The following is a 23496-nucleotide window of genomic DNA, read 5'->3' on the forward strand; positions in this document are numbered from 1 at the left end:
TAACAAAGCCCGGGCTTGAGAAAGTCTGGGCTTTGCGCATAAAAAAAGGCTGTGTCAGCGTTTTGACACAACCTCTTACCTTTCTTATAAAAGAGATTGAGAGAATTTTAGTCAACAACGGTGATATGGTTGTTGCTAAATACATTCAATTCCAGCTTGTTCATGATGTATTGAATAGCTAGCTGCGCTTTCACGGAGTTGCCCGAACCATCCAAAGGAGGAGCAAATGCGGCAATACCGAACTGTCCGGGCAGTACGCCCATCACACCGCCACCTACACCTGTTTTTGCAGGAATACCGGAAGTGTACATCCAGTCGCCGGTATGTTCGTAGAAACCTACGGCGGCAATCATGGCAGTGATTTTAGGAGCCAGGACGGCATCAAAAACTTCTTTTTTAGTCACAGGGTTCACACCACCGTTGGCGATTGTACCGGCTGCGATGGAAAGCTGCAATGCGGTAACTCCCAATGAACACTGGCGGGTGTAAAGGTCTAATGACATATCCGGGTCATCATAAATCCGGTTGTAATTCTTCAATAGCCATGCGATAGAACGGTTGTTGAAGTTGGTGTCCGATTCCGACTTGTACAATTCATCAATCAGTTGCGGGGCACTGCCGCATAGGTCTGTCACATTTCCTACGATGGCATCCCATTTCTTGGCAGAGTCACCAATGGGCTGCACCATACTGCAGGCAGAGATGGCTCCGGCATTTACCAGTGGGGTAGACGGATGATCGTTCTCCAACAAGATAGCGATGATTGAATTGAAGGGCAAGCCTGTTGCGTCGGCTCCAATCTTGTCCAGAATCTCTTTAGCACCGTATTGACGCAGTGCCAGGATAGCCGTATGTACTTTGGATACGGATTCTATACCGAAGCGATAGTCAGTATCTCCCACATGGATGGTCTGCCCGTTGAGCAGGCAGACACTGATTCCAAAGAGATCCTTGTTGACATTTGCCAGATAAGGAATATAGTCGGCATTCTTGCCGCCGGTATTGGCCTTTACCTGATCGTATGCCTCCTGTACCACTTCTTTCAATTGAGCGAGTGTTACTTTTTTATCCATAGATCATTTTATTTTTTTACGGTTTTACGACGACCACCGTGGTTGAACATCTTGGCTTCTACCGGAAGATTCTTTTCTTGAGCCATACGGGTAGGAGTTGGATATTCCAGTTTTTCCAGTTCGGCGATGGCATTGTTGATGTCGCCCAGAAGCATATCTGCCATGTCACGGCTGAATCCCTGACGAACAACGACACGCATCACTACATAATCTTCCAGTTTAGAAGGCAATGTATAAGCAGGAACCATCCAACCATGTTGAGATAGTTTGTCTTGCAAATCATACAAAGTCCATTTGGCGCTCTTTGCATATTCCGGTTTCAGATACCAGATGAATAGCGGGTTCACAACATCTTCTGAGTAGTTAACGAACGGAACCATCTTGGCTATTTCACTATGGATATATTTGGCAATTTGCAGGGAGTTGTACTGCACTTCTTTGTAACCCTGGAATCCTAAGCGGATGAATTGATAATATTGTCCCAGAATTTGTGCGGCCGGACGAGAGAAGTTCAAACCTACCTGTGTAATGTTGGCGCCCAGATAGTTGACGCTGAATGACATTTCTTCGGGCAGATATTCTTTGCCTTTCCAACAAACCCATCCGAGTCCCGGATATACCAAACCAAACTTGTGGCCGGATACGCTGATAGAAAGTACCCATTTCAAACGGAAGTCCCATTTCTTTTCCGGATACAGGAACGGAAGGATGAAACCACCACTGGCGGCATCTACGTGGATAGGAATGTCATAACCGGTCTTGGCATTGTAAGCATCCAGAGCTTTATCCAATGCTTCGACATCATCATTCAGTCCAGTCCATGTAACACCTTGAATCGGTACGATACAGATGGTGTTTTCATCACACATTTTCAAAGCTTCTTCGGGGTCAAGAGTGGTTTTTTCAAGCGTCAAAGGCACTTCACGCATTTCAATCTGCCACAACTGTGCAAACTTTTCCCAAACAACCTGGAAACCTGTAGAAATAACAAAGTTTGGTTTATCAAATGGTTTGCCCTGTGCTTGTCTTTTCTTACGCCAACGCAACCAGGCAGCTACACCACCCAACATACATGCTTCTGAAGAACCGATAGCCAAAGCACCTGTTTTCCAGGTATCTTTTTCAGGAGAGTTCCACAAGTTGGCAACGATGTTGATACATTTACCGTTCATCACAGCGATACGCGGATATTCTGTTTCATCAATGTAGTTGATGTTGATGGCCTCATTCATCAGCTTGGTTGCATATTCGTCCATATAAGTGGTAACGAAAGTAGCCAGATTCAAACGGGGCTGAGTTTGAGCAAATGTTTCATCTTTCACCATTTGATAGGCGACTTCAGGAGTAGTAGGTCCATCAGGTATTTTCTCTACCGGAGAGGGTTGTAACATTCTGTCTGAACCAAATACATCGGTTTTTGCATCACCTTTTCTGAAATTTAAATCTTCCATACTAATTTGTTTTTTTAAAGGTTTAGGGCGATGGGGATTTTCCCCGTCGAATTTCCCACAACAACAGCAGATAGGTTTGAAAGTTTCCCGGTTTTACATTATTTGGCGTTTATTAAGGAGGAGGACGCCCTTATTGAAGCGGAGCTTTTGTGATTTAGTGGAAAAGCTTATGATCGTACTAGTTTTGAACTAATTTCGAGCTTGTGCAGATTTATTTTTGATGCCTAATGGGTTTATGGCTAATGATACATAATTTTATTCGTCTGGCAGTTGTTTCTTTTTCGTCTGACAGTTGTCAGACGAAAGAATAACAGCTGTCAGACGAAAGTTCAACAACTGTCAGACGAATAAATTTATGTATGATGAATATTAAATCATCGCATATTACCAATTAAATTTTAGAAGAACTAAGATTAGTTCATTCCCACACGGTTATGAATCAATTGATATTTTAGCAAATAAGTATTGAAACGCAGATTAACGCAGATTTTCGCAAAGAATAAAAAAGTTCTCAAACATGGCGCAGCCTTCTAATAATCTGCGAAAATCTGCGTTAATCTGCGTTTCAATAAATGTTCATTTGGCTCATTTCGGTGCATATTTGAACTTTATAAAGCAACTATTGTTTTCTTCAAACCTAAACTTTTAACGAATAAGCATTATGAAGATACAGACGGGACGGGGAACAATTCCTCTTATTACTTTAATTGCCATCTGGTCTATTTCGGCATTGACTTCATTGCCGGGACTGGCTGTTTCACCTATATTGGGTGATCTTACGAAGATATTTCCAAAAGCTACGGATCTGGACATACAGATGTTGACTTCGCTGCCATCACTGCTCATTATTCCTTTTATATTGCTGGGTGGTAAACTGACAGAGAAAGTCGATTATGTCCGTGTATTAAAGGTCGGACTCTGGCTTTTTGCCGCGAGCGGTATTTTGTATCTGATTTCCAATCGAATGTGGCAATTAATTGTGGTAAGTGCTTTGCTCGGTATCGGTTCCGGTCTGATTATCCCTTTATCTACCGGGTTGGTTTCCAGATACTTTGTAGGAACCTATCGGGTGAAACAGTTCGGATTAAGCTCCGCTATTACTAATTTCACATTAGTGATAGCAACTGCCGTAACGGGCTATCTTGCAGAAGTCAGCTGGCATCTGCCTTTCCTGGTCTATCTCCTCCCATTGATTTCCATTCTGCTGGTAGGACATTTAAAAGAAGACCGGACGGGAGAAGTCGCTTTTACACCTTCTTCTTCTGCAGATACTACAAAAGACAACGAATCCTCCGAACAATCTACTTCCATAGATATAGGAGGCAGCAAGTACGGTATTCACATCAAACATCTGATAGAGTTGATGCTCTTCTATGGCGTGATAACATATATCGTGGTAGTGGTGATCTTCAATCTACCTTTCTTAATGGAAAAGCATCACTTCTCCAGTGGCAATTCCGGATTGATGATTTCGCTTTTCTTTCTGGCCATCACTGCTCCGGGTTTTTGCCTGGACAAGATTGTAGCCCTGCTGAAAGGACGTACAAAAGCATACAGCCTGCTGTCGATGGCATTGGGATTGTTATTAATCTGGATAGCTCCGATCGAATGGCTGATTATTCCCGGATGTATCCTGGTTGGTTTGGGATATGGCATTATTCAACCTATGCTTTATGATAAGACCACCCAGACCGCACTGCCGCAAAAGACCACATTGGCTTTGGCGTTTGTGATGATGATGAATTATCTGGCTATCTTGCTTTATCCCTTTATTGTCGATTTTTTCCAGTGGATATTCCATACCCAATCACAGGAGTTTCCTTTTATCTTTAATCTTCTGATAACTATTGTTACTCTTTTCTGGGCATATCGGCGCCGTAATACCTTTTTGTTTAACGACCAATTAAAATAGAAAATGAAGAATAAGAAACTGGAAGCCAATCTTAGTATGGCTGTCTCGAAAGTATTTAGCGGTTTAAATATGAATGCCTTAAAGTATCTTCTGCCTTTGTGGATGAGTCCATTGACAGGAGCCACGCTTCGTTGCACATTTGCAGCAGCTGCTTTTGGGGTGATCGGGTGGTTTATGCCTCCGGAGAAATCGTCAACCAGAGATAAATGGCTCCTCTTTCTGTTGGGGGCTTTGGGACTTTACGGTTTTATGTTTCTCTATCTGGCCGGATTGAGTAAAACAACTCCTGTCTCCAGTTCCATATTTACCAGTCTCCAGCCTATTTGGGTTTTTCTTATCATGATATTCTTTTATAAGGAGAAGGCGGGCGCTAAAAAAATAATAGGAATTTCTATCGGTCTGATAGGAGCGTTGGTTTGCATCCTAACCCAGCAAAGCGATGATTTGGCCTCTGATGCTTTTACGGGGAATATGCTTTGTCTTCTAAGTTCTGTGGTGTATGCTGTCTATCTGATTCTTAGTCAGCGCATCCTCACGGCCATTGGAGCGATAACGATGTTGCGATATACCTTTTCCGGTGCTGCCGTGTCTGCCATTATAGTCACGTTTATTACAGGATTTGATGCCCCGGTATTCTCCATGCCGTTCCATTGGACGCCTTTCCTTATTCTGATGTTCGTATTGATTTTCCCGACCACTATCAGTTATATGCTGCTGCCTGTCGGTTTGAAATATCTGAAGACGACGGTAGTCGCTATCTATGGTTATTTGATTCTGATTGTGGCGACCATTGCTTCCCTTGCTCTAGGACAAGATCGTTTTAGCTGGACGCAGACATTTGCAATCATTTTTATCTGTATTGGAGTTTACCTGGTTGAAGTGGCCGAAAGTAAAGAAAAGTAAAGAAAAAAGGCATTCCATCACGGAATGCCTTTCATTATTTCATCATCATGTTTTATAGAGAGGAGTTGATTGCTTGCGCTATGGACTTGAATTCTTCATCCGACAATTTCAGTTTCGGATTCGAAAACAACATATCCGATTCCTTTTGAATAGGAATTAAATGAATATGTGCATGGGGTACTTCCAGTCCGATAACAGCTTCGCCTACCTTTTGGCAAGGGAATGCTTTTTTAATGGCATAGGCTACTTGCTTTGCAAACACGTGCATAGCAGCCAGGTCTTCATCGCTCAAATCGAAAATATAGTCTACTTCCTGTTTGGGCACTACCAATGTATGTCCCTTTACCAATGGATTGATATCGAGAAAAGCAAAAAACTTTTCGTTTTCTGCCACCTTGTAGCAGGGGATTTCTCCTGCGATGATTCTACTGAATATTGTTGCCATAACTTTTATTGATAAATTAAGGCAAGCCTCACATGGAGACCTGCCTTTACGTTAAATTGATATGTTTACTACTTCCAGTGCAATTTTACCTTGTGGAACAGTAATTTCTGCTACATCACCCACCTTCTTGCCAAGCAGACCTTGTGCAATCGGGGTATTAACGGAAATCTTCCCTTCCTTCAGGTTAGCTTCACTTTCTGAAACGATGGTATAAATCATCTTCATGCCATTCTTTACATTCTTCAGTTCCACCTTATTTAAAATCTGTACGGAATCTGTTTTCAATTTAGATTCATCGATGATTTTGGCATCTGCAATGGTAGCTTTCAGTTTGTTGATACGCATTTCGAGCATACCTTGCGCTTCTTTTGCTGCATCGTATTCAGCGTTTTCAGACAAGTCTCCTTTATCTCTGGCTTCGGCTATTGCCGCAGAGATCTTCGGGCGTTCCACTGTTTCCAGTTCCTTCAGTTCCGCCATCAGTTTCTTGTAACCTTCTTCTGACATATAAGCCATGATGTTTTCCTCCTTTAATTGTTTTAAATGGTCATATAAACAAAAAAGAATTCCAACATGAGCCATGTTGGAACCCTCTTTTCATTATTTCTTTGCAAAGATAGCCTTTTAAGTGATACGTGTCAAGTGAAAAAAGATGCTATGTAACATATTTAAATGAAATATGCTAAATTATAACAACTTAGAGCAATGACTTGACAGCTGCTTCCAAATCCTTAATGTCTTCGCCACGAAGCTTCAATTCGTTGTTACGATTAATCAAAAAGATAGATGGAACCTGACGAACATTATATACGGCTACGTTGGTAGAGTAAACTCCGTTTCCATCGCGCACACAGACCCATGGAAGATTATCTGCCGCTGTTTTCCAGTAGTGTTCGTCCGCGTCGAGAGATACTTGGTATATTTCCAGTCCTTGTTTTGCGTATTCATTATATAGTTCGCGAAGCATCAGGTTGTGAGGAGCTCCGGCAGGCGACTGGAATACAGAGAAATCGAGCAAAACGACTTTGCCTTTCAGGTCGGTCAGCTTGCGCACATTTCCTTTCACATCACGCAAGGCAATGTCGATAATACCGGTTTCTACGATTTTGTCCTGTGGAATTTCCAGAGCTTTTGTTTGCGGCTGACGCGTGTTCTTCATTCCTTTGATTACAATATTATAAAGGTTCTTGGAACGTACCGCATGAGGAAACGCATTGTTGAGGCTCGTAGCAACAGCTGCGAAACATTTCACATCGTCTTTATTGTTCAACGGATCGAATATCAGATAATTATTGAGCTTCTGGAACAGGGCAAAGTAAGCTGCAGCCGTGTTGGGAGCAGCAAAAATATAGTTCACTTTGACATCTTCCTTATAGTTGTTGAGCAATGTTGCCAGGCTGTCTTCAAATACATCATGCCCTATTCCGTTGCTGCGCAGGGATGCCAGTAAATTGTCCACCTCTTTTTGAAGGCGAATCTGCTTCAACGTCAGTTCTTTTATCTTATTGCTGTTTTCCGAACCTTCCACCGTATAAGTAGTAGAGAAATCCACATACGGAGCTTTGATTTGAATTGTTTCGATAGAATCTACAGAAAAATTGATGATTTTGTCGTCAATCCGCAAACGGTAAAATTCGGGTGACTCGGGACGAGGCTGCTTGAAACTGAATGTACCTTCCCCTTTCAGCTTCACTGAATCGAGCGGAACAATACCTTCCAGACCGGAAGCTTCGAGATAAAGCATTTTACCGTCGGCTCCTGATACATCCCCGTTCACCTGGAATTTAGGGCCAGAACTACAAGCAGTAATAGTAAGTGCGGCGAGCGCTGCAAAAGTAACCTTTTTCATATAGTGTGTGTTATTAACGAGATGCAAATATACTTCTTTTCGAGATTAGTCAAAGCATTTTGCTGTGTTCTTCATCCTAATTTTGAAAAAAAATCAGTTCGCCACTAACTTTTTACCTCATTTCCACCTAATTACCACGATAAATGTATATCTTTGCAGGAATTTTGAAAGAAAAAGTATAGATAAAACAATTTTTATGATTAACCCAATTGTTAAGACAATCGAGTTACCTGATGGAAGAACCATCACGCTCGAGACGGGAAAGTTGGCAAAACAGGCAGACGGTTCTGTAATGCTCCGCATGGGAAACACCATGTTGTTAGCTACTGTTTGTGCCGCTAAAGATGCAGTTCCCGGAACAGATTTTATGCCTTTACAGGTAGAGTACAAAGAAAAATTTGCGGCATTCGGCCGTTTTCCCGGTGGTTTCACCAAGCGAGAAGGTAGAGCTTCTGATTATGAGATTCTGACTTGCCGTCTTGTCGACCGTGCTCTCCGTCCTTTATTCCCCGATAATTATCACGCAGAGGTATATGTGAACATCATCCTCTTTTCTGCTGATGGTGTGGATATGCCGGATGCATTGGCAGGACTTGCCGCTTCTGCAGCACTTGCCGTTTCAGATATTCCTTTCAACGGACCGATTTCTGAAGTACGTGTAGCACGTATCGATGGTCAGTTCGTTATCAATCCTACTTTTGAACAACTGGAAAAAGCTGATATGGATCTGATGGTGGCCGCTACTTATGAGAACATCATGATGGTAGAAGGTGAAATGCACGAAGTATCCGAAGCTGAATTGCTGGAAGCAATGAAAGTAGCTCATGAAGCTATCAAGGTTCATTGTAAAGCACAGATGGAGTTGACTGAAGAGGTTGGAAAAACAGTGAAACGTGAATACAACCATGAAGTGAACGACGAAGATTTGCGCAAGGCTGTTCGTGAAGCATGCTACGAAAAAGCTTACGCTGTTGCCGCTTCCGGAAACAATAACAAACACGAACGTTTTGCTGCTTTCGAAGCTATCCGTGAAGAATTCAAAGCTCAATTCTCTGAAGAAGAGTTGGACGAAAAGGGTGCGTTGATCGACCGTTACTACCACGATGTAGAAAAAGAAGCCATGCGCCGTTCTATCCTTGACGAAGGTAAGCGTTTGGATGGTCGTAAGACTACTGAAATCCGCCCGATCTGGTGTGAGGTTGGTCCTCTGCCTGGTCCTCACGGATCTGCTATCTTTACTCGTGGTGAAACACAATCACTGACTTCTGTTACTCTGGGTACCAAACTGGATGAGAAGATCATTGACGATGTTTTGGAACACGGAAAAGAACGTTTCTTATTGCATTATAATTTCCCTCCTTTCTCTACAGGTGAAGCAAAAGCACAACGTGGTGTAGGTCGTCGCGAAATCGGTCACGGTCACTTGGCTTGGCGTGCTTTGAAAGGACAGATTCCTGCTGACTATCCGTATGTAGTACGTGTGGTTTCAGATATTCTCGAATCTAACGGCTCTTCTTCTATGGCTACTGTATGTGCCGGAACATTGGCATTGATGGATGCTGGTGTGAAGATCAAGAAACCGGTATCAGGTATCGCTATGGGATTGATTAAGAATCCGGGCGAAGAAAAATATGCTGTATTGTCTGATATTCTGGGTGACGAAGACCACTTGGGTGATATGGACTTCAAAGTAACGGGAACAAAAGATGGTATTACGGCTACCCAGATGGATATCAAGGTAGACGGTCTGTCTTACGAAATTCTGGAACGTGCTTTGAATCAGGCAAAAGAAGGACGTATGCACATTCTGGGTAAGATTACTGAAACAATCGCTGAACCACGTGCTGACCTGAAAGAACATGCTCCACGCATTGAAACGATGACAATTCCTAAAGAATTTATCGGTGCTGTAATCGGCCCTGGTGGAAAAATCATCCAAGGTATGCAGGAAGAAACCGGTGCTGTGATTACTATCGAAGAAATTGATGGTATGGGACGCATCGAAGTTTCCGGAACAAACAAAAAATGTATTGATAATGCAATGCGCATGATTAAAGCAATCGTTGCTGTTCCTGAAGTGGGCGAAGTTTATAAAGGTAAAGTTCGTTCTATTATGCCTTACGGTGCATTCATCGAATTCTTGCCGGGCAAGGATGGTTTGCTGCACATCTCTGAAATTGATTGGAAGCGTCTGGAAACAGTAGAAGAAGCTGGAATTAAGGAAGGTGATGAAATCGAAGTAAAACTGATTGATGTTGACCAGAAAACTGGTAAATTCAAACTTTCAAGAAAAGTGTTGATGCCAAGACCAGAAAAGAAATAAGAACGCGATAGCGTCTATATATAAAGAAGGCTGTTTCAATTTTGAAACAGCCTTCTTTTTTTATTAGTATCATCCGGGGTTGAACTGTTTTATATATAGAGTTAGTATATATTAGATTTATTCAGTTTATTAAAACCTTTAAAAAGATGAAAGACACCTTGTTATATCCTCCCCAAAAAAAGAATCGGAAAGTACCCCCATACTTCCCGATTCGAAACAGTCAAAAATCGACCTTAATCAATTTATTAACTTAACACGTCGCAAAGATATGAGAAAAATTTCTTTGAAAGAGCTTTTTTATTTAAAAAGTTTATGATACAGGCAAATATACCTGTTAATAAGGTCGTTTTTCTTGCTTTAAAACCAAAGCTTCACTCCTTTTAAAGGAACGACCCCTTCCTTTAAAAGGAAGAGGTCGTTGGTTTTAAAGAAACCGGTGGGGTGTTTATATAGAGATTAGGATTAATGATTTTTCGATTATATAGATCCGTTTACAAGTTTGTTTTATACTCCTCTTTTATTCGTTTTATGTGTGCGAAGTTCTTTTCCAGTAATTCATTTAACTCATAATCTGAAAAACAAGCTCCTAAATAGATCGTGCTTTCTGCTTCAAAATCAAATGATTCGTTGTCTTCATTCACCACAATCTCAATTTTCCCTTGCGCATCTGTAGAGATCACCGCATTGTATTTAATCATCAATTCTTTGAGCCCTTTTATGAACCTGTATTCTTTATTTGTCAATATTCTTTTCATGTCCGTAAGCTCTTTTGTTTTGTTGCCCTTTCGTGCGGTAAAGTTCGTGATAATTTAACACATTATGCGCTGTTTGAAGTATTCATTTTATTCTATTTGTCAGGTTGTAATATTCCTTTTATCCATATTATCACATCTATTCGTTTTTTTCGTATATTTGCTTCGAGCGAAACTTTTCATTTGTATATTTGTTGGATTTTAAAAAGAAAGAAAATAAAAATGGAAACAGAAGAATTGACAATTGGGAGAGTCCATCACGGACGCAATATACGTCGTACCCGTATTGAAAAGGATATGAACCAGGAGGGTTTGAGTGAATTAGTACATCTCTCACAACCTGCTGTTTCTAAATATGAGAAGATGAAAGTGATTGATGATGAGATGTTGCAACGTTTTGCACGTGCATTGAATGTCCCTTTCGATTATCTCAAGACTTTGGAGGAGGATGCACAGACGGTGGTGTTTGAAAATAATACGGTGAATAATTCAGAACAAAGTGCAGGTGGGGCAAACATCAGCATGGGTATAGTTAAGTCTGATACCGAAGATAGTATTAATGATAGTCGAGTTAACAACTTCAATCCTATCGACAAAATCACTGAACTCTACGAGCGTCTTTTAAAAGAAAAGGATGAAAAGTATGCTGCGTTAGAACGCCGTTTGCAGAATATTGAAAAAAGTCTGCAGAAATAAGGGACAGATAAATTGAAAGGAATCGCAATATGATGAAACAAATACCTTACGGAATAACTGATTTTAGCCGAATTCAGAAAGAGAATTATTATTATGTAGATAAGACAATGTTCATTGAAAAAATAGAGATGCAACCGCCTTATCTGTTTCTGATACGTCCCCGTAGATTTGGGAAGAGTCTGACTTTGGCTATGTTAGAGGCCTATTATGACGTAAATCATGCTGAACAGTTTGACGAGTTGTTTGGTCAGCTATACATAGGTCAGCATCCGACGAAGCTCCACAATCAGTTTCTCATCATGCGATTTAATTTTTCGGAAGTGAGTTCCAATGTCAATGAAGTAGAACTATCGTTTAAGCTGCATTGTTGTAGCAAACTTAAAGATTTTGTCTTTAAGTATGAAGATTTGTTAGGAAAAGAAATTTGGGATGTTCTTGATGAGAAAATACAAGAAGAACCCGGTGCTTTTCTGTCTGCGATTAATTCCTATGCTACCCGTAAGAAAAATATTCGTATTTATTTACTCATTGATGAATATGATAATTTCACCAATACCATTCTTTCGACTTACGGTACGGAATTTTATAGGAAAGCAACGCATGGCGAAGGTTTTATTCGTGGCTTCTTTAACGTGATAAAATCCGCTACTACCGGAACCGGAGCTGCTCTTGAACGGTTGTTTATTACCGGAGTGAGTCCGGTGACGATGGATGATGTGACTAGTGGCTTTAACATCGGAACCAATATAACGACTGATCCTTGGTTTAATGATTTAGTTGGTTTTAGTGAGAAAGAATTGCGTGAAATGCTGACTTATTATAAAGAACAAGGAGTGTTGATACAATCTGTAGATGAAACTGTTGTCATGATGAAACCTAATTATGACAATTATTGCTTTAGTAGAAGTAGATTGGTGGACTGTATGTTTAACTCTGATATGGTACTTTATTTTATGAAGTCTTTTGTTTTACATGGGGAAAAGCCTGAAGAAATCGTAGATCCCAATATTCGCACTGACTTTAACAAGTTGGCATACTTGATAAAGCTAGATCACGGGTTGGGAGAGAATTTTTCCGTTATAAAGGAAATAGCCGAGCAAGGAGAAATCACTACTGACATCGTTACTCATTTCTCTGCATTGGAGATGACGGACCCCAGTAATTTCAAGTCTTTATTATTCTATTTCGGACTTCTTTCCATCAAAGGTGTGGACATGGTGGGAAGACCCATTTTACATGTACCGAATTTGGTTGTAAGAGAACAACTGTTTAATTTCTTGATACAAGGCTACATCAAGCATGATATCTTTAAAATTGACATGAACAGGATGAGTGCTTTATTTGAGAATATGGCTTTCAGGGGAGACTGGAAACCTTTGTTCGATTTTATCGCCAATGCTGTTCGTGAGCAAAGTCGTATCCGTGAATATATTGAAGGTGAAGCGCACATTAAAGGCTTCTTGCTTGCCTATTTAGGAATGTATCGTTATTATCAGCTCTATCCGGAATACGAATTGAATAAGGGTTTTGCAGATTTCTTCTTCAAACCTAGTCCGTCGGTTCCTGTACTGCCTCCTTTCACCTATCTGCTTGAGGTGAAATATGCAAAAGCCGGTGCTTCGGAAAAAGAAATACGTGCCCTTGCTGATGAGGCGCGCGAACAGTTACTTCGTTATAGTGAAGATGAACTGGTGGCAGAAGCCAGGGCGAAAGGTGAACTGAAGTTAATTACTATTGTTTGGCGTAGTTGGGAGCTTGCTTTATTGGAAGAAGTTACTCTTTCTTAAGAGAAGTAGCATACATGTTGCTATAAGGTGTGTGGCTCCTCTATCTTTTTCTGATTTTTGAAACGTTGATGAATAAGGAGATCACTTTTTCCTTTTAATGAATATCCCTAATAAGTCTTGAAGAATAAAATTTGCCTCTGCTATGGATTCCCATAATAGAGGCAAACTTATCAACATGAGACTTAGTTAAACAGTCTCTTGTTTTTTATGAATTTAACGAATCTTTTTTAGGACTTTAGAGAAGGAGTAAGGAAAGCTTTCCTCTTCCGTTCCTCTGTTTAAATTGGGCTGGCTTCCCATTTGGAAGTTAATGTTTCCTCCTTTTAATAAGTCTTCATGGCGTAGATAGTTCTTTTTATATTCTGTGCCGTTCAGATTCATTGTTTGAATATACATATTCTTCTTGTTGTTATCGGTTGCATGGATGATGAGGCTGTTACCGTTTTCAAGATGTAAGGTTGCTTTTTTAAAAAGAGGAGCTCCAACGACGTATTCGTCGGTTCCCGGACATACGGGGTAAAAACCTAATGCGGAGAAAACATACCATGCCGAAGTCTGCCCATTATCTTCATCTCCACAATATCCGTCAGGGCCCGGTGTGTACATTCTATCCATGACCTGGCGTAGCCAATACTGCGCTTTCCAGGGTTGACCGGCATAGTTGTATAGGTAGATCATGTGTTGGATTGGTTGATTGCCATGCGCGTAATTCCCCATATTCATGATTGTCATTTCACGAATCTCATGAATAACCTGCCCGTAATAACTCTCATCAAAGACAGGAGGTACGGAAAATACAGAATCCAGCATAGTGATAAACATATCTTTTCCTCCCATTAAGTCAATTAATCCTTGTGGATCGTGGAATACAGACCATGAGTAGTGCCAGCTGTTTCCTTCGGTAAATGCATCTCCCCATTTCAATGGTGAGAATGGAGATTGGAATGTTCCATCTTCATTTTTTCCTCGCATGAGCTTGGAGTCTTTATCGAATACATTCTTATAGTTCATCGCCCGTTTGGCAAAGAGCTGTATTTCTTTTTCCGGTCGCTTTAATTCTTTGGCTAATTGATAGATACACCAGTCATTGTAGGCATATTCCAAAGTTCTGGCTGTGTTTTCATTGATTTTTACGTCATAAGGGACATAGCCTAACTTATTATAATATTCGTATCCGCGTCTTCCTGTGGAAGATACGGTGGGATGTACGTTCTTTGTTCCGTGTATTAACCCTTCGTACAAAGTTTTCACATCTTCTACTTTAATACCTTTTAAATAAGCATCTGCCAGTACGGAAGCCGAATTATTTCCTATCATGCAGTCTCTGTGTCCGGGGCTGGCCCATTCGGGGAAGAATCCGCTTTCTTTGTAGGTATTGATGAGCCCTTCCTGCATTTCTTTATTCATCGACGGATACATCAGATTCAGTAATGGGAAAAGACACCGGAAGGTATCCCAAAATCCGGTGTCGGTAAACATATATCCCGGTAGAACTTGCCCGTTATAAGGGCTGTAATGAACAGGTTTTCCGGCTTCGTCCAGTTCGTAGAATTTTCGGGGGAAAAGTAACGAACGGTATAAGCAGGAGTAGAAAGTGCGGTATTGATCGAGGTTTCCTCCTTCCACTTCGATTTTTCCCAGTACTTGGTTCCATGCTTTCTGTCCCTTTTGTTTTATCTGCTCTAGATTGTCATTTCCTAATTCTTTCATATTTCTTGCAGCCTGTTCGAAGCTGATAAAGGAAGAGGCGATGCGTGCATGTACTTGTTCTCCACGTTGAGTTTTAAAACCTATAATGGCTCCTGCATGGTCAGTTGTCTGTTCGGTTGCATTTTCTTGAATATTTCCATTATTTACAGTGGCTTTATAGGTGAAAGGCTTATCGAATTGAATAATAAAATAGTTCTTGAAGTTTTCGGGAACTCCTCCGCTATTGCGTGTACTATAACCGATAATTTTGTTTTCTTCTGGGATAATCTGAATAAAAGAACCTTTGTCAAATGCATCGACTGCAATATACGAATGTGCGTTTTCCGGGAAAGTGAACCGGAAGAGAACAGCACGTTCGGTCGGAGACATCTCCGTGACAATATCGTATTCGGCCAGATACACCTTGTAGTAATAAGGAGTTGCTTCTTCTCCTTTGTGTCCGAACCAGCTAGCCCGCTTTTCTTCGTCGAATTCAGGTTTACCCACCATCGGCATAATGGAGAACTGTCCGTAATCGTTTATCCATGGGCTGGGCTGATGAGTTTGTTTGAATCCACGGATTTTATTGGCTGTATAGACATATTGCCATCCGTCTCCCATTTTTCCGGTCTGTGGGGTCCAGAAATTCATTCCCCAAGGGCGGGCAATGGTGGGGTAGGTGTTACCTGTTGATAATTCAAAAGATGATTGTGTTCCCATTAACGGATTAACGTATTGTGTCCAGTCTTTGGACTGGGCAAGAAGCGTGCAGCTAAGCACTAAAAATAATAACCAACATTTCTTCATAATTTTCTTTTTGAGTTTATAGCTTGCGAAGTAATCACAGCGTTTTCATGTGTTGCCAATGTTGAATGTTCCCACGGGTTGAGACATGGCAAAGGTATAGCTTCGTGGTTAAGGTCGTGGTTAAAATCGTGGTTAATGCGATGGCTAATAGGCGCTTTTTTTATTAACCCCGCTAAAGAAACTATCGCAAAAGTACTTTTTTACTATGTTATTCAACTATCTATGTGAAATAGACAAATATACCTTACTGTTATTATTTGTATTAGTGTTCTTTTTGGTCGAACCATTTATGTGCTCAAGACTTTATATTAGCAGGCATTGTGAATGATGCTGTACAGTTAGCCGTTTCCAATTAGAAACAGAAACTATCAGATTGCTTGGTGATTGGTAACTGAATAGCCTTTTTGTGCGCCCGCCTATTTATAGATTTGTATCGGCAATTCCCCCTTTAGTGCTCCTATGGCATTAAATGCTAGTGACTCCATTTCATTCTCTCCGGGATAAACGTAGATGGGGGCCAGGAAAGAGATTCTTTTTTTCAGTCTTGAAATCACATAGTCCGAATAGGCGATACCTCCTGTCAGAAGGATGGCATCTATCTTCCCGCAAAGTACGGTGGCACTGGCTCCTATCGCTTTTGCAACATTGTAAATCATGGCATCCAGTATCAGTTCCGCTTTCTTATCTCCTTCTTCGATAGATTGTATAATGGCGGGAATATCGGTTGTACCTAGATGGGCGGTCAGTCCAGCGCGTCCGGAGATACGTTTTTTCAATTCGTCTTTGGTGAGTTGACCGCTAAAACATAGGTCGATCAGTTGACCGGCGGGAAGTGTACCGGCACGTTCCGGTGAGAAAGGACCTTCACCGTCCAATGCATTGTTGGCGTCAATGGCTCGTCCGTGGTGATGGACTGCGACAGAGATGCCACCTCCCAGATGGCAGATAATTAAATCCAGATTTTCGTATTGGGTTCCCTGCTCTTTGGCAAAGCGGCGGGCGATTGCTTTCTGGTTTAATGCATGCCAGATGGTGATCTTCGACATTAAGGGAGAACCTGTAATGCGTGCTATATCTTCCAGTTCATCCACCACTCCCGGATCAGCAATGAAAGCCGGACAGTCGGGTAATGTGGAGGCCAGTTCGCTGGCAATCAATCCTCCTAAGTTACAAGCATGGGTACGCATAGCATGCACTGTATCACGTTTCATGGCCTCATTTACTTCATACACTCCGCCCGGTATCGGTTTCACTAAACCGCCGCGTCCGATGATTGCATCAAAAGAAAAAGGTATCTTATTGTTTTCCAATTCTTGTAACACCAGGTTTTTCCGGAATTCAAACTGGTCTATCACCTCGGGAAAAGCGGATAGTTCTTCTACAGAATGTTTTATATTACTGACAAACAGCGGAGTTTCATTTTCGTAAACTGCTATTTTAGTAGAAGTAGAACCGGGGTTGATAACCAGAATTTTCATGAATAGTAGGCTTTTAGTGGTGAATTTAGAATGATGAGCCGGTGACTTGGCTGACTTGTTTTCTGCATTTGCAATCTCCTGACACTTGTAAGCATGCCATTGCAATGCTGTAATATTTGGACAAGCCGGAATCACTACGCGATGGAAGTACTACAGGGCAAATAGGACCTTGCAGCAATCCTGCCATTTCTGCCTGTGCAAACAAAGAGACGGATTTGTAGAATGCATTACCCGATTCAATGTTCGGGAATATCAAGACATCTGCCTGTCCGTTGATAGGAGATACAATCCCTTTAATATCACCACTTGCTTGTTCGCAGGCAGTACGTACATCCAGCGGGCCGTCAATAATCACATTTCCGAATTCTCCCGCTTCGGCAAGTTCTACGATATTCACATAATCTAGTGAATGAGGGAACTTGGCACTCACTTTTTCTGTGCAGTGAATCAATGCGACACGCGGTTGTTCGATACCAAAGTGACGGCAGGTGCAGATAGCATACCAAATCATTTCTATACGTTGCTGTAAAGTAGGACGCGGAATGACGGCGGCATCCGAGAAGAAAAGCAGTTTATGGTAAGTAGGAATTTCCATTACTGCCAGATGCGTGAGGATTTTCCCTTTCGGTAACAAACCTTTTTCTTTGTCGAGTATGGCATGCAGTAAGTTGTCCGTATTGATAATCCCTTTCATCAAAATATCCGCTCCTCCTTCACGCACAATGCGGACAGCTTCGCGCGCCGCTTCATCCGGATTTTCTATGTGGATGGTTTTTACGTATTCAGGATATTGTTTGAGCGTGGGATATTTCTTCAGAATGGTAGAATCTCCAATCATCAGAAATTCTGCAATCCCTTCTTCCAAAGCACGGGAGATGGCATATTCAGTGTTAGGATCGTTCGCACAGACCACGGCAATTCGTTTTCTATGGTTTAGTTTTTTAAGATGAGCCGTTAACTGGGCAAAATTTAGAATAGGTTCCATAACGTTAGATTTTTAGCAAATATCAGAAAAATGATTGAAAAAATAATGATTATAACCCGAAAAATTACATCCATTATGTAACATTTTGCTATATTTTATTTGTTTTGGCTGTTGGATGTGCATGGAACCGTTTTTTCCTGTATTTTTGCAAATAAATCCCCCAATAAAATAAAAGCACCATGAAACAGTTTAAAAATCTATTATTTCTTAGCTTAATTCTCCTTTGTTGGACGCTTGTTTCCTGTAAAAGCAGCAAGACGTCTTCCGGTTGGTCTTTGATCTGGGAAGAGAACTTTAATCAGAAAAAGAGTTTCGATTCACAGGTCTGGAGCAAGATTCCACGAGGTAAGTCAGACTGGAATAACTATATGACAGACTTTGATTCCTGCTATGCCATGCGTAAAGGCAAACTGGTGTTGAGAGGTATTGTCAATCATACCCAACGCAATGACACTGCCCCTTATTTGATAGGCGGTGTGTATACAAAAGGCAAAAAGGCTTTTACGAACGGGCGTATTGAGATTTGTGCCAAGTTGAATGCGGCGGGAGGAGCATGGCCTGCCATCTGGATGTTGCCTGAAGGAGCGGCATGGCCATCCGGCGGTGAGATTGATATCATGGAACGTTTGAATAACGATTCTATTGCTTATCAGACAGTTCATTCCCATTACACTTATACGCTGGGGATCAAGGATCATCCGGTATCACATTCTACGGGAGTGATTCACCCTGACCGCTACAATATTTTTGCAGTCGAAATGTATCCGGATAGTCTTTCATTTTATGTCAATGATGTACATACGTTTACTTACCCCCGCATACAAACGAAAGAAGAAGGACAATTCCCTTTTAATCAGCCCTTTTATCTGCTGATTGATATGCAGTTGGGAGGTTCGTGGGTGGGAGCAGTCTCTCCCGAGGATCTTCCGGTAGAAATGGAAGTGGACTGGGTGCGTTTTTATCAACGAAAGTCAATAAAATAAGAACATATATGGATATTCAATTTCCTCCCTTTTTGCAGAAAGGTGATAAAGTGGTTATTGTATCACCTTCGAGTAAGATAGACCAACAATTCCTAAAAGGAGCCAAGAAACGGATGGAATCATGGGGCTTGAAAGTGGCTATAGGAAAGCATGCCGGAAGTTCATCCGGAAGATATGCCGGGACAATCAAGCAGCGGCTGAAAGATTTGCAGGATGCGATGGACGACCCTAAAGTGAAGGCTATTCTTTGCAGCCGTGGAGGGTACGGGGCGGTACATTTGATCGATAAAATTGATTTTACGGCCTTTTGTGAACATCCGAAATGGTTACTGGGCTTTAGCGATATAACCGCTTTGCACAATCTGTTTCAGAAAAATGGATATGCTTCCCTTCATTCATTGATGGCACGTCATCTTACGGTGGAACCGGAAGACGATCTTTGTGCGAACTATCTGAAGGATATTCTATTGGGAAATATTCCTTCTTACATGTGCGAGAAGCATAAACTGAACAAGCAGGGGACGGCACAAGGCGTTTTGCATGGCGGTAACATGGCGGTAGCCTACGGTTTGCGTGGCACTCCTTATGATATTCCGGCGGAAGGCACTATACTGTTTATTGAAGATGTTAGCGAACGTCCGCATGCCATCGAACGTATGATGTATAATTTGAAACTGGGGGGCGTGTTAGAAAAACTGTCCGGATTGATTATCGGTCAATTTACAGAATATGAAGAAGACTGTTCGTTGGGCAAGGAACTGTATGCTGCTTTGGCAGATTTAGTAAAAGAGTATGATTATCCCGTCTGTTTCAATTTCCCGGTGGGGCATGTGACTCATAATCTCCCGCTTATCAACGGTGCAAAAGTAGAGCTTGTGGTGGGAAAGAAAAATGTGGAACTAAAGTTTATATGTTAATAATCCATTCCATCTGAACGATGCTGTGGTGAAAATGACTAATTTTGAGGCTTTAATAGATAAAAGGACGATGAAAAAGAAAACTATGATAGTATTAATGAGTGCCTTTTTGTTATTATCAGCATTCTCTTGCGGTGGAGGTAACAAGGCAAATAGTACGAGTGAACAAGACGAAAAGACAGTTGTGAATGTACCTCAGTTTGATGCGGATAGTGCTTATTTGTATGTAAAGAATCAGGTAGATTTCGGACCTCGTGTTCCTAACACTAAAGAACATGTTGCCTGTGGCAATTACCTTGCCAGTCAATTAGAGGCTTTCGGTGCTCAAGTGACTAATCAATATGCTGATTTGATTGCTTATGACGGTACGTTGTTGAAAGCGAGAAACATTATCGGTTCTTATAAGCCGGAAAGTAAAAAGAGAATCGCTTTGTTTGCACATTGGGATACACGCCCATGGGCTGATAACGATCCTGACGAGAAGAACCATAAAACTCCGATTCTGGGTGCAAATGATGGTGCCAGTGGGGTAGGAGCTTTGCTCGAAATAGCTCGTCTGGTCAATCAGCAACAACCGGAATTGGGGATTGATATCATTCTGTTGGATGCAGAGGACTACGGTGCGCCACAGTTTTATACAGGAAAGCATAAGGAGGAATTCTGGTGTCTGGGATCGCAGTATTGGGCACGTAATCCTCATGTACAAGGATATAATGCACGTTTTGGTATCCTGCTCGATATGGTAGGAGGTGAAGGCAGTGTGTTTATGAAAGAAGGGTATTCGGAAGAATTTGCTCCGGACATAAATAAGAAGGTTTGGAAAGCGGCAAAGAAAGCGGGTTACGGAAAGACTTTCATGGATGGAAACGGAGGATTTGTAACAGACGACCATCTGTTCATAAATCGTCTGGCACGTATTAAAACGATCGATATCATTCCCTACAATCAGGAAGGTGATTTTACCCCGACATGGCATACTGTCAATGACAATATGGAACATATTGATAAGAATACGTTGAAAGCAGTCGGTCAGACGGTATTGGAAGTGATTTACAATGAGAAATAATAGAATTGAGAAATAATATAATAAGGTGTTGATAGATTGGTATGCCGGTTTTAAATACGGCATCTGCTATTCGCACATTGGTATATTGTCTAATTAAATAATTACTATAATGTCAATTAATGAACTACAAGATGAAGTGATTGCGGAATTCAGTGACTTCGACGATTGGATGGACCGTTATCAATTACTTATTGATCTGGGAAATGAACAGGAACCACTTGAAGAAAAATATAAGACGGAACAAAATCTGATTGAAGGATGCCAGAGCAGGGTATGGCTTCAAGCAGATGATGTGGATGGTAAAATCGTTTTTAAAGCAGAAAGTGATGCTTTGATTGTAAAGGGGATTATTGCCCTATTGATTAAAGTCCTTTCCGGACATACTCCTGATGAAATCTTGAATGCAGATCTTTATTTTATAGACAAGATCGGGCTGAAAGAACATCTATCGCCAACGCGTAGCAACGGTTTGCTGTCGATGGTAAAACAAATACGAATGTATGCATTAGCATTCAAAGCGAAAGAGGGGAAGTAAAAACTTCCCTTTTTTATTGCTGCTTTTGGGAAGTCAGGTGGTTCATGGTCAGTATGATACCGATAAACAGGAGGATTGACCCGAATAGGACGATGAGATACGGGGTACCGTTAATCAGGTCGTCCATATTTTCTGCTTCGGGGTATTTGATGCTAAGATAGACTGACAATGAGTTGTTTAGTACATGCATCAGTATACAAGGTATCAGACTGCCTGTTTTGTAATAAGTCCATGCCAGCAGGATACCGATCAGAAAAGCCGGAAGGATCTGGGCGGGATTTATATGAAAGACACCGAACAGAAGTGCGGAAATCAGAATTGCTTTAGTCGGATTGTATTGCTGAAGTAAAGCGTGGGTGATGGCTCCGCGAAACAATAACTCTTCAAGTACGGGACCTACGATGGCTATTGCAAGAATGCCGCCCCAACCGGATTGGAGAATGTTGAAAGATTGTTCCATGATATTGGGAATCCAATCCAGCAGGCTCATTAGTGAGGAAACTGCAAACCCGCAAGTTAGGATTGCAATGGCACTACAGACCAGATAAGGGGCTGACACAGGTAACCATGTTGCCTTCTTTTTACTGATATAACCGGCTTTCCATAGATAAATACCCATCATAATCTGACCGGCTAGTTGTGCTGGGATCATAATCATTTGCGTCAGAGTGACTTTATCCAGATTTCCCGTGGTGACGAACAAATAGATCGTACAGGGAATCATAATCAGGATTGGAGCAATAATCTGCGCAATGAGAAGGTCTATTAATACTAATTTGATAGCCGTTTTCATGTTTTTTTATTTAGTGGTAAAGAAACTATAGATAAACATAGCTAACATGGATATAGCTATTACCACCAAAGAGATGCTCATAAATGACTTTTGCATAAGAATCTATTTTTTAAGAATTGTTTCTGTCTCTTCAGCATCCTTATGGAGCTGTGTTATTAACTCGTCGATACTGGAGAATTTCAGTTCGGGACGTGTCCGTTTAACAAAAGTAAGCCGGATGAATTTATCATATATGTCAGAATGGAAGTGGAGGATATTCACCTCAATCGTCCGGTTCGGACCATTGTCAATCGTCGGGCGGACACCTATATTCAGCATCCCCATATACGTTTTCCCGTCAAATGTTACCCATACGGCATATACGCCATCGGCAGGAATCAGTTTATCGGGATCATCCACCCGTAAATTGGCCGTTGGGAAACCTATCTTTCTGCCTACCTGATAGCCGCCTACTACGATCCCGTCAAGGAAATATTCATATTTCAGACAATGGGCGGCCAGGCTAACTTCTCCTTCATGAAGAAGTTTGCGGATCAGGGAAGAGCTCACCGGAATGTTGGGTTCGTTCCCTATTTCTATATTGCTGGTATACGCTTTGGCGCGAATTACTTCTATGCCAATTTCTTTTCCATAACGTACATAATCCTCGAAACCTTCGCTGCGGTTATGTCCGAAACGATGGTCATAGCCGATAACCAGATATTTTACCTGATAACGCTCTTTTAGCAACTGTGTCATAAACTCCCGGGCAGTGAGCCGGGAAATTTCCGGAGTGAAATCAAGCATCAGGCAGTAGTCTACCCCGATGTCTGCAAGCAGACTTATTTTTTCTTCGGGGGTAGTCAGAAGTTCCGGACGATACTCCACATTCATCACTTTTCGGGGATGAACGGGAAAAGTAACCAATGCAGAGCGTAGACCTTTGGCGGCGGCTATCTCTTTCACTTGCTGAATCAGATAGCGATGTCCTGCATGTACTCCATCAAAGAAACCGATGGTAGCTACGCAGGGTTCCGGGGTAATTGCCGATGTGTCACGTATAATCTGCATAT

The 23496-nt window shown here is 41.5% G+C and carries 20 protein-coding genes; 9 read left to right on the forward strand and 11 right to left on the reverse strand.

What is annotated here, in order from left to right; translation table 11 throughout:
- Positions 1-107: 107 nt before the first annotated feature.
- Positions 108-1073 carry a glutaminase A gene (gene glsA / locus AB5217_RS11100; protein ID WP_004311933.1) on the reverse strand — a complete coding sequence of 322 codons (966 nt, stop codon included), beginning with the start codon at positions 1071-1073 and terminating at the stop codon, positions 108-110.
- An 8-nt stretch (positions 1074-1081) separates the two neighbouring features.
- On the reverse strand, positions 1082-2524 hold the full coding sequence (locus tag AB5217_RS11105; RefSeq protein ID WP_004311934.1) for a glutamate decarboxylase: 1443 nt from the start codon (positions 2522-2524) through the stop codon (positions 1082-1084).
- A 661-nt stretch (positions 2525-3185) separates the two neighbouring features.
- On the opposite strand from AB5217_RS11105, the gene AB5217_RS11110 reads away from it, so the two are divergent.
- Together AB5217_RS11110 and AB5217_RS11115 are read left to right on the forward strand one after the other, a co-directional pair.
- The gene (locus AB5217_RS11110) at positions 3186-4436 is read left to right on the forward strand and encodes an MFS transporter (protein WP_004323288.1); all 1251 of its coding nucleotides are present in this window, start codon (positions 3186-3188) and stop codon (positions 4434-4436) included.
- Positions 4437-4439: 3 nt separating this feature from the next.
- Entirely contained in the window at positions 4440-5339 is a 900-nt protein-coding gene (locus tag AB5217_RS11115; RefSeq protein ID WP_270415368.1) for a DMT family transporter, read from the forward strand.
- 52 nt (positions 5340-5391) lie between these two features.
- Here AB5217_RS11115 and AB5217_RS11120 read toward each other — a convergent pair whose 3' ends face one another.
- The 3 genes from AB5217_RS11120 to AB5217_RS11130 all read right to left on the reverse strand — a co-directional run bounded on the left by AB5217_RS11120 (position 5392) and on the right by AB5217_RS11130 (position 7633).
- Positions 5392-5784: an HIT family protein gene (locus tag AB5217_RS11120; protein WP_004323286.1), complete on the reverse strand. Its 393-nt coding sequence runs from the start codon at positions 5782-5784 to the stop codon at positions 5392-5394.
- A 51-nt stretch (positions 5785-5835) separates the two neighbouring features.
- Positions 5836-6300, reverse strand: a complete 465-nt coding sequence (greA, locus tag AB5217_RS11125) for a transcription elongation factor GreA (RefSeq protein ID WP_032844195.1) — start codon at positions 6298-6300, stop codon at positions 5836-5838.
- A gap of 181 nt (positions 6301-6481) precedes the next feature.
- Positions 6482-7633, reverse strand: coding sequence for a TlpA disulfide reductase family protein (locus AB5217_RS11130; RefSeq protein WP_004306934.1), 1152 nt, complete (start codon positions 7631-7633; stop codon positions 6482-6484).
- Between the two features lie 196 nt (positions 7634-7829).
- On the opposite strand from AB5217_RS11130, the gene pnp reads away from it, so the two are divergent.
- A complete protein-coding gene (gene pnp, locus AB5217_RS11135; RefSeq protein ID WP_004323285.1) occupies positions 7830-9956 on the forward strand; it encodes a polyribonucleotide nucleotidyltransferase in 2127 nt (708 codons plus the stop codon).
- Between the two features lie 491 nt (positions 9957-10447).
- Here the strand turns inward: pnp and AB5217_RS11140 are convergent, their stop codons facing one another.
- Positions 10448-10711 (reverse strand): hypothetical protein, encoded by a 264-nt coding sequence (locus AB5217_RS11140; protein ID WP_004296257.1) that lies wholly within the window; start codon positions 10709-10711, stop codon positions 10448-10450.
- A gap of 219 nt (positions 10712-10930) precedes the next feature.
- Here AB5217_RS11140 and AB5217_RS11145 point away from each other — a divergent pair, with 219 nt between their 5' ends.
- A complete protein-coding gene (locus AB5217_RS11145; protein ID WP_004296256.1) occupies positions 10931-11404 on the forward strand; it encodes a helix-turn-helix domain-containing protein in 474 nt (157 codons plus the stop codon).
- Between the two features lie 29 nt (positions 11405-11433).
- Positions 11434-13191, forward strand: coding sequence for an ATP-binding protein (locus AB5217_RS11150; RefSeq protein ID WP_004296255.1), 1758 nt, complete (start codon positions 11434-11436; stop codon positions 13189-13191).
- A gap of 213 nt (positions 13192-13404) precedes the next feature.
- On the opposite strand, the gene AB5217_RS11155 is transcribed toward AB5217_RS11150, so the two are convergent.
- The 3 genes from AB5217_RS11155 to AB5217_RS11165 all read right to left on the reverse strand — a co-directional run bounded on the left by AB5217_RS11155 (position 13405) and on the right by AB5217_RS11165 (position 18150).
- Positions 13405-15687, reverse strand: coding sequence for a GH92 family glycosyl hydrolase (locus AB5217_RS11155; protein ID WP_004296254.1), 2283 nt, complete (start codon positions 15685-15687; stop codon positions 13405-13407).
- A gap of 416 nt (positions 15688-16103) precedes the next feature.
- Entirely contained in the window at positions 16104-17165 is a 1062-nt protein-coding gene (gene buk, locus AB5217_RS11160) for a butyrate kinase (protein ID WP_004296253.1), read from the reverse strand.
- A 25-nt stretch (positions 17166-17190) separates the two neighbouring features.
- Positions 17191-18150: a phosphate acyltransferase gene (locus AB5217_RS11165; protein ID WP_004296252.1), complete on the reverse strand. Its 960-nt coding sequence runs from the start codon at positions 18148-18150 to the stop codon at positions 17191-17193.
- A 179-nt stretch (positions 18151-18329) separates the two neighbouring features.
- Here AB5217_RS11165 and AB5217_RS11170 point away from each other — a divergent pair, with 179 nt between their 5' ends.
- From AB5217_RS11170 to AB5217_RS11185, 4 genes are all read left to right on the forward strand, one after another.
- Positions 18330-19133: a glycoside hydrolase family 16 protein gene (locus AB5217_RS11170; RefSeq protein WP_032844186.1), complete on the forward strand. Its 804-nt coding sequence runs from the start codon at positions 18330-18332 to the stop codon at positions 19131-19133.
- A gap of 8 nt (positions 19134-19141) precedes the next feature.
- A complete protein-coding gene (locus AB5217_RS11175; RefSeq protein WP_004296250.1) occupies positions 19142-20050 on the forward strand; it encodes an LD-carboxypeptidase in 909 nt (302 codons plus the stop codon).
- Positions 20051-20120: 70 nt separating this feature from the next.
- On the forward strand, positions 20121-21116 hold the full coding sequence (locus AB5217_RS11180; protein WP_004311944.1) for a M20 family metallopeptidase: 996 nt from the start codon (positions 20121-20123) through the stop codon (positions 21114-21116).
- A 109-nt stretch (positions 21117-21225) separates the two neighbouring features.
- Positions 21226-21651: a SufE family protein gene (locus tag AB5217_RS11185; protein WP_004306960.1), complete on the forward strand. Its 426-nt coding sequence runs from the start codon at positions 21226-21228 to the stop codon at positions 21649-21651.
- 13 nt (positions 21652-21664) lie between these two features.
- Here the strand turns inward: AB5217_RS11185 and AB5217_RS11190 are convergent, their stop codons facing one another.
- Both AB5217_RS11190 and AB5217_RS11195 read right to left on the reverse strand, forming a co-directional pair.
- Positions 21665-22444, reverse strand: coding sequence for a CPBP family intramembrane glutamic endopeptidase (locus AB5217_RS11190; protein ID WP_004296247.1), 780 nt, complete (start codon positions 22442-22444; stop codon positions 21665-21667).
- 102 nt (positions 22445-22546) lie between these two features.
- Positions 22547-23494, reverse strand: coding sequence for a bifunctional riboflavin kinase/FAD synthetase (locus AB5217_RS11195; RefSeq protein ID WP_004296246.1), 948 nt, complete (start codon positions 23492-23494; stop codon positions 22547-22549).
- Between the last annotated feature and the right edge of the window lie 2 nt (positions 23495-23496).

The sequence above is a fragment of the Bacteroides sp. MSSM.1001136sp1_RTP21357st2_D2_RTP21359_211015 genome (genome assembly GCF_040913205.1).
Lineage (GTDB): Bacteria > Bacteroidota > Bacteroidia > Bacteroidales > Bacteroidaceae > Bacteroides > Bacteroides ovatus.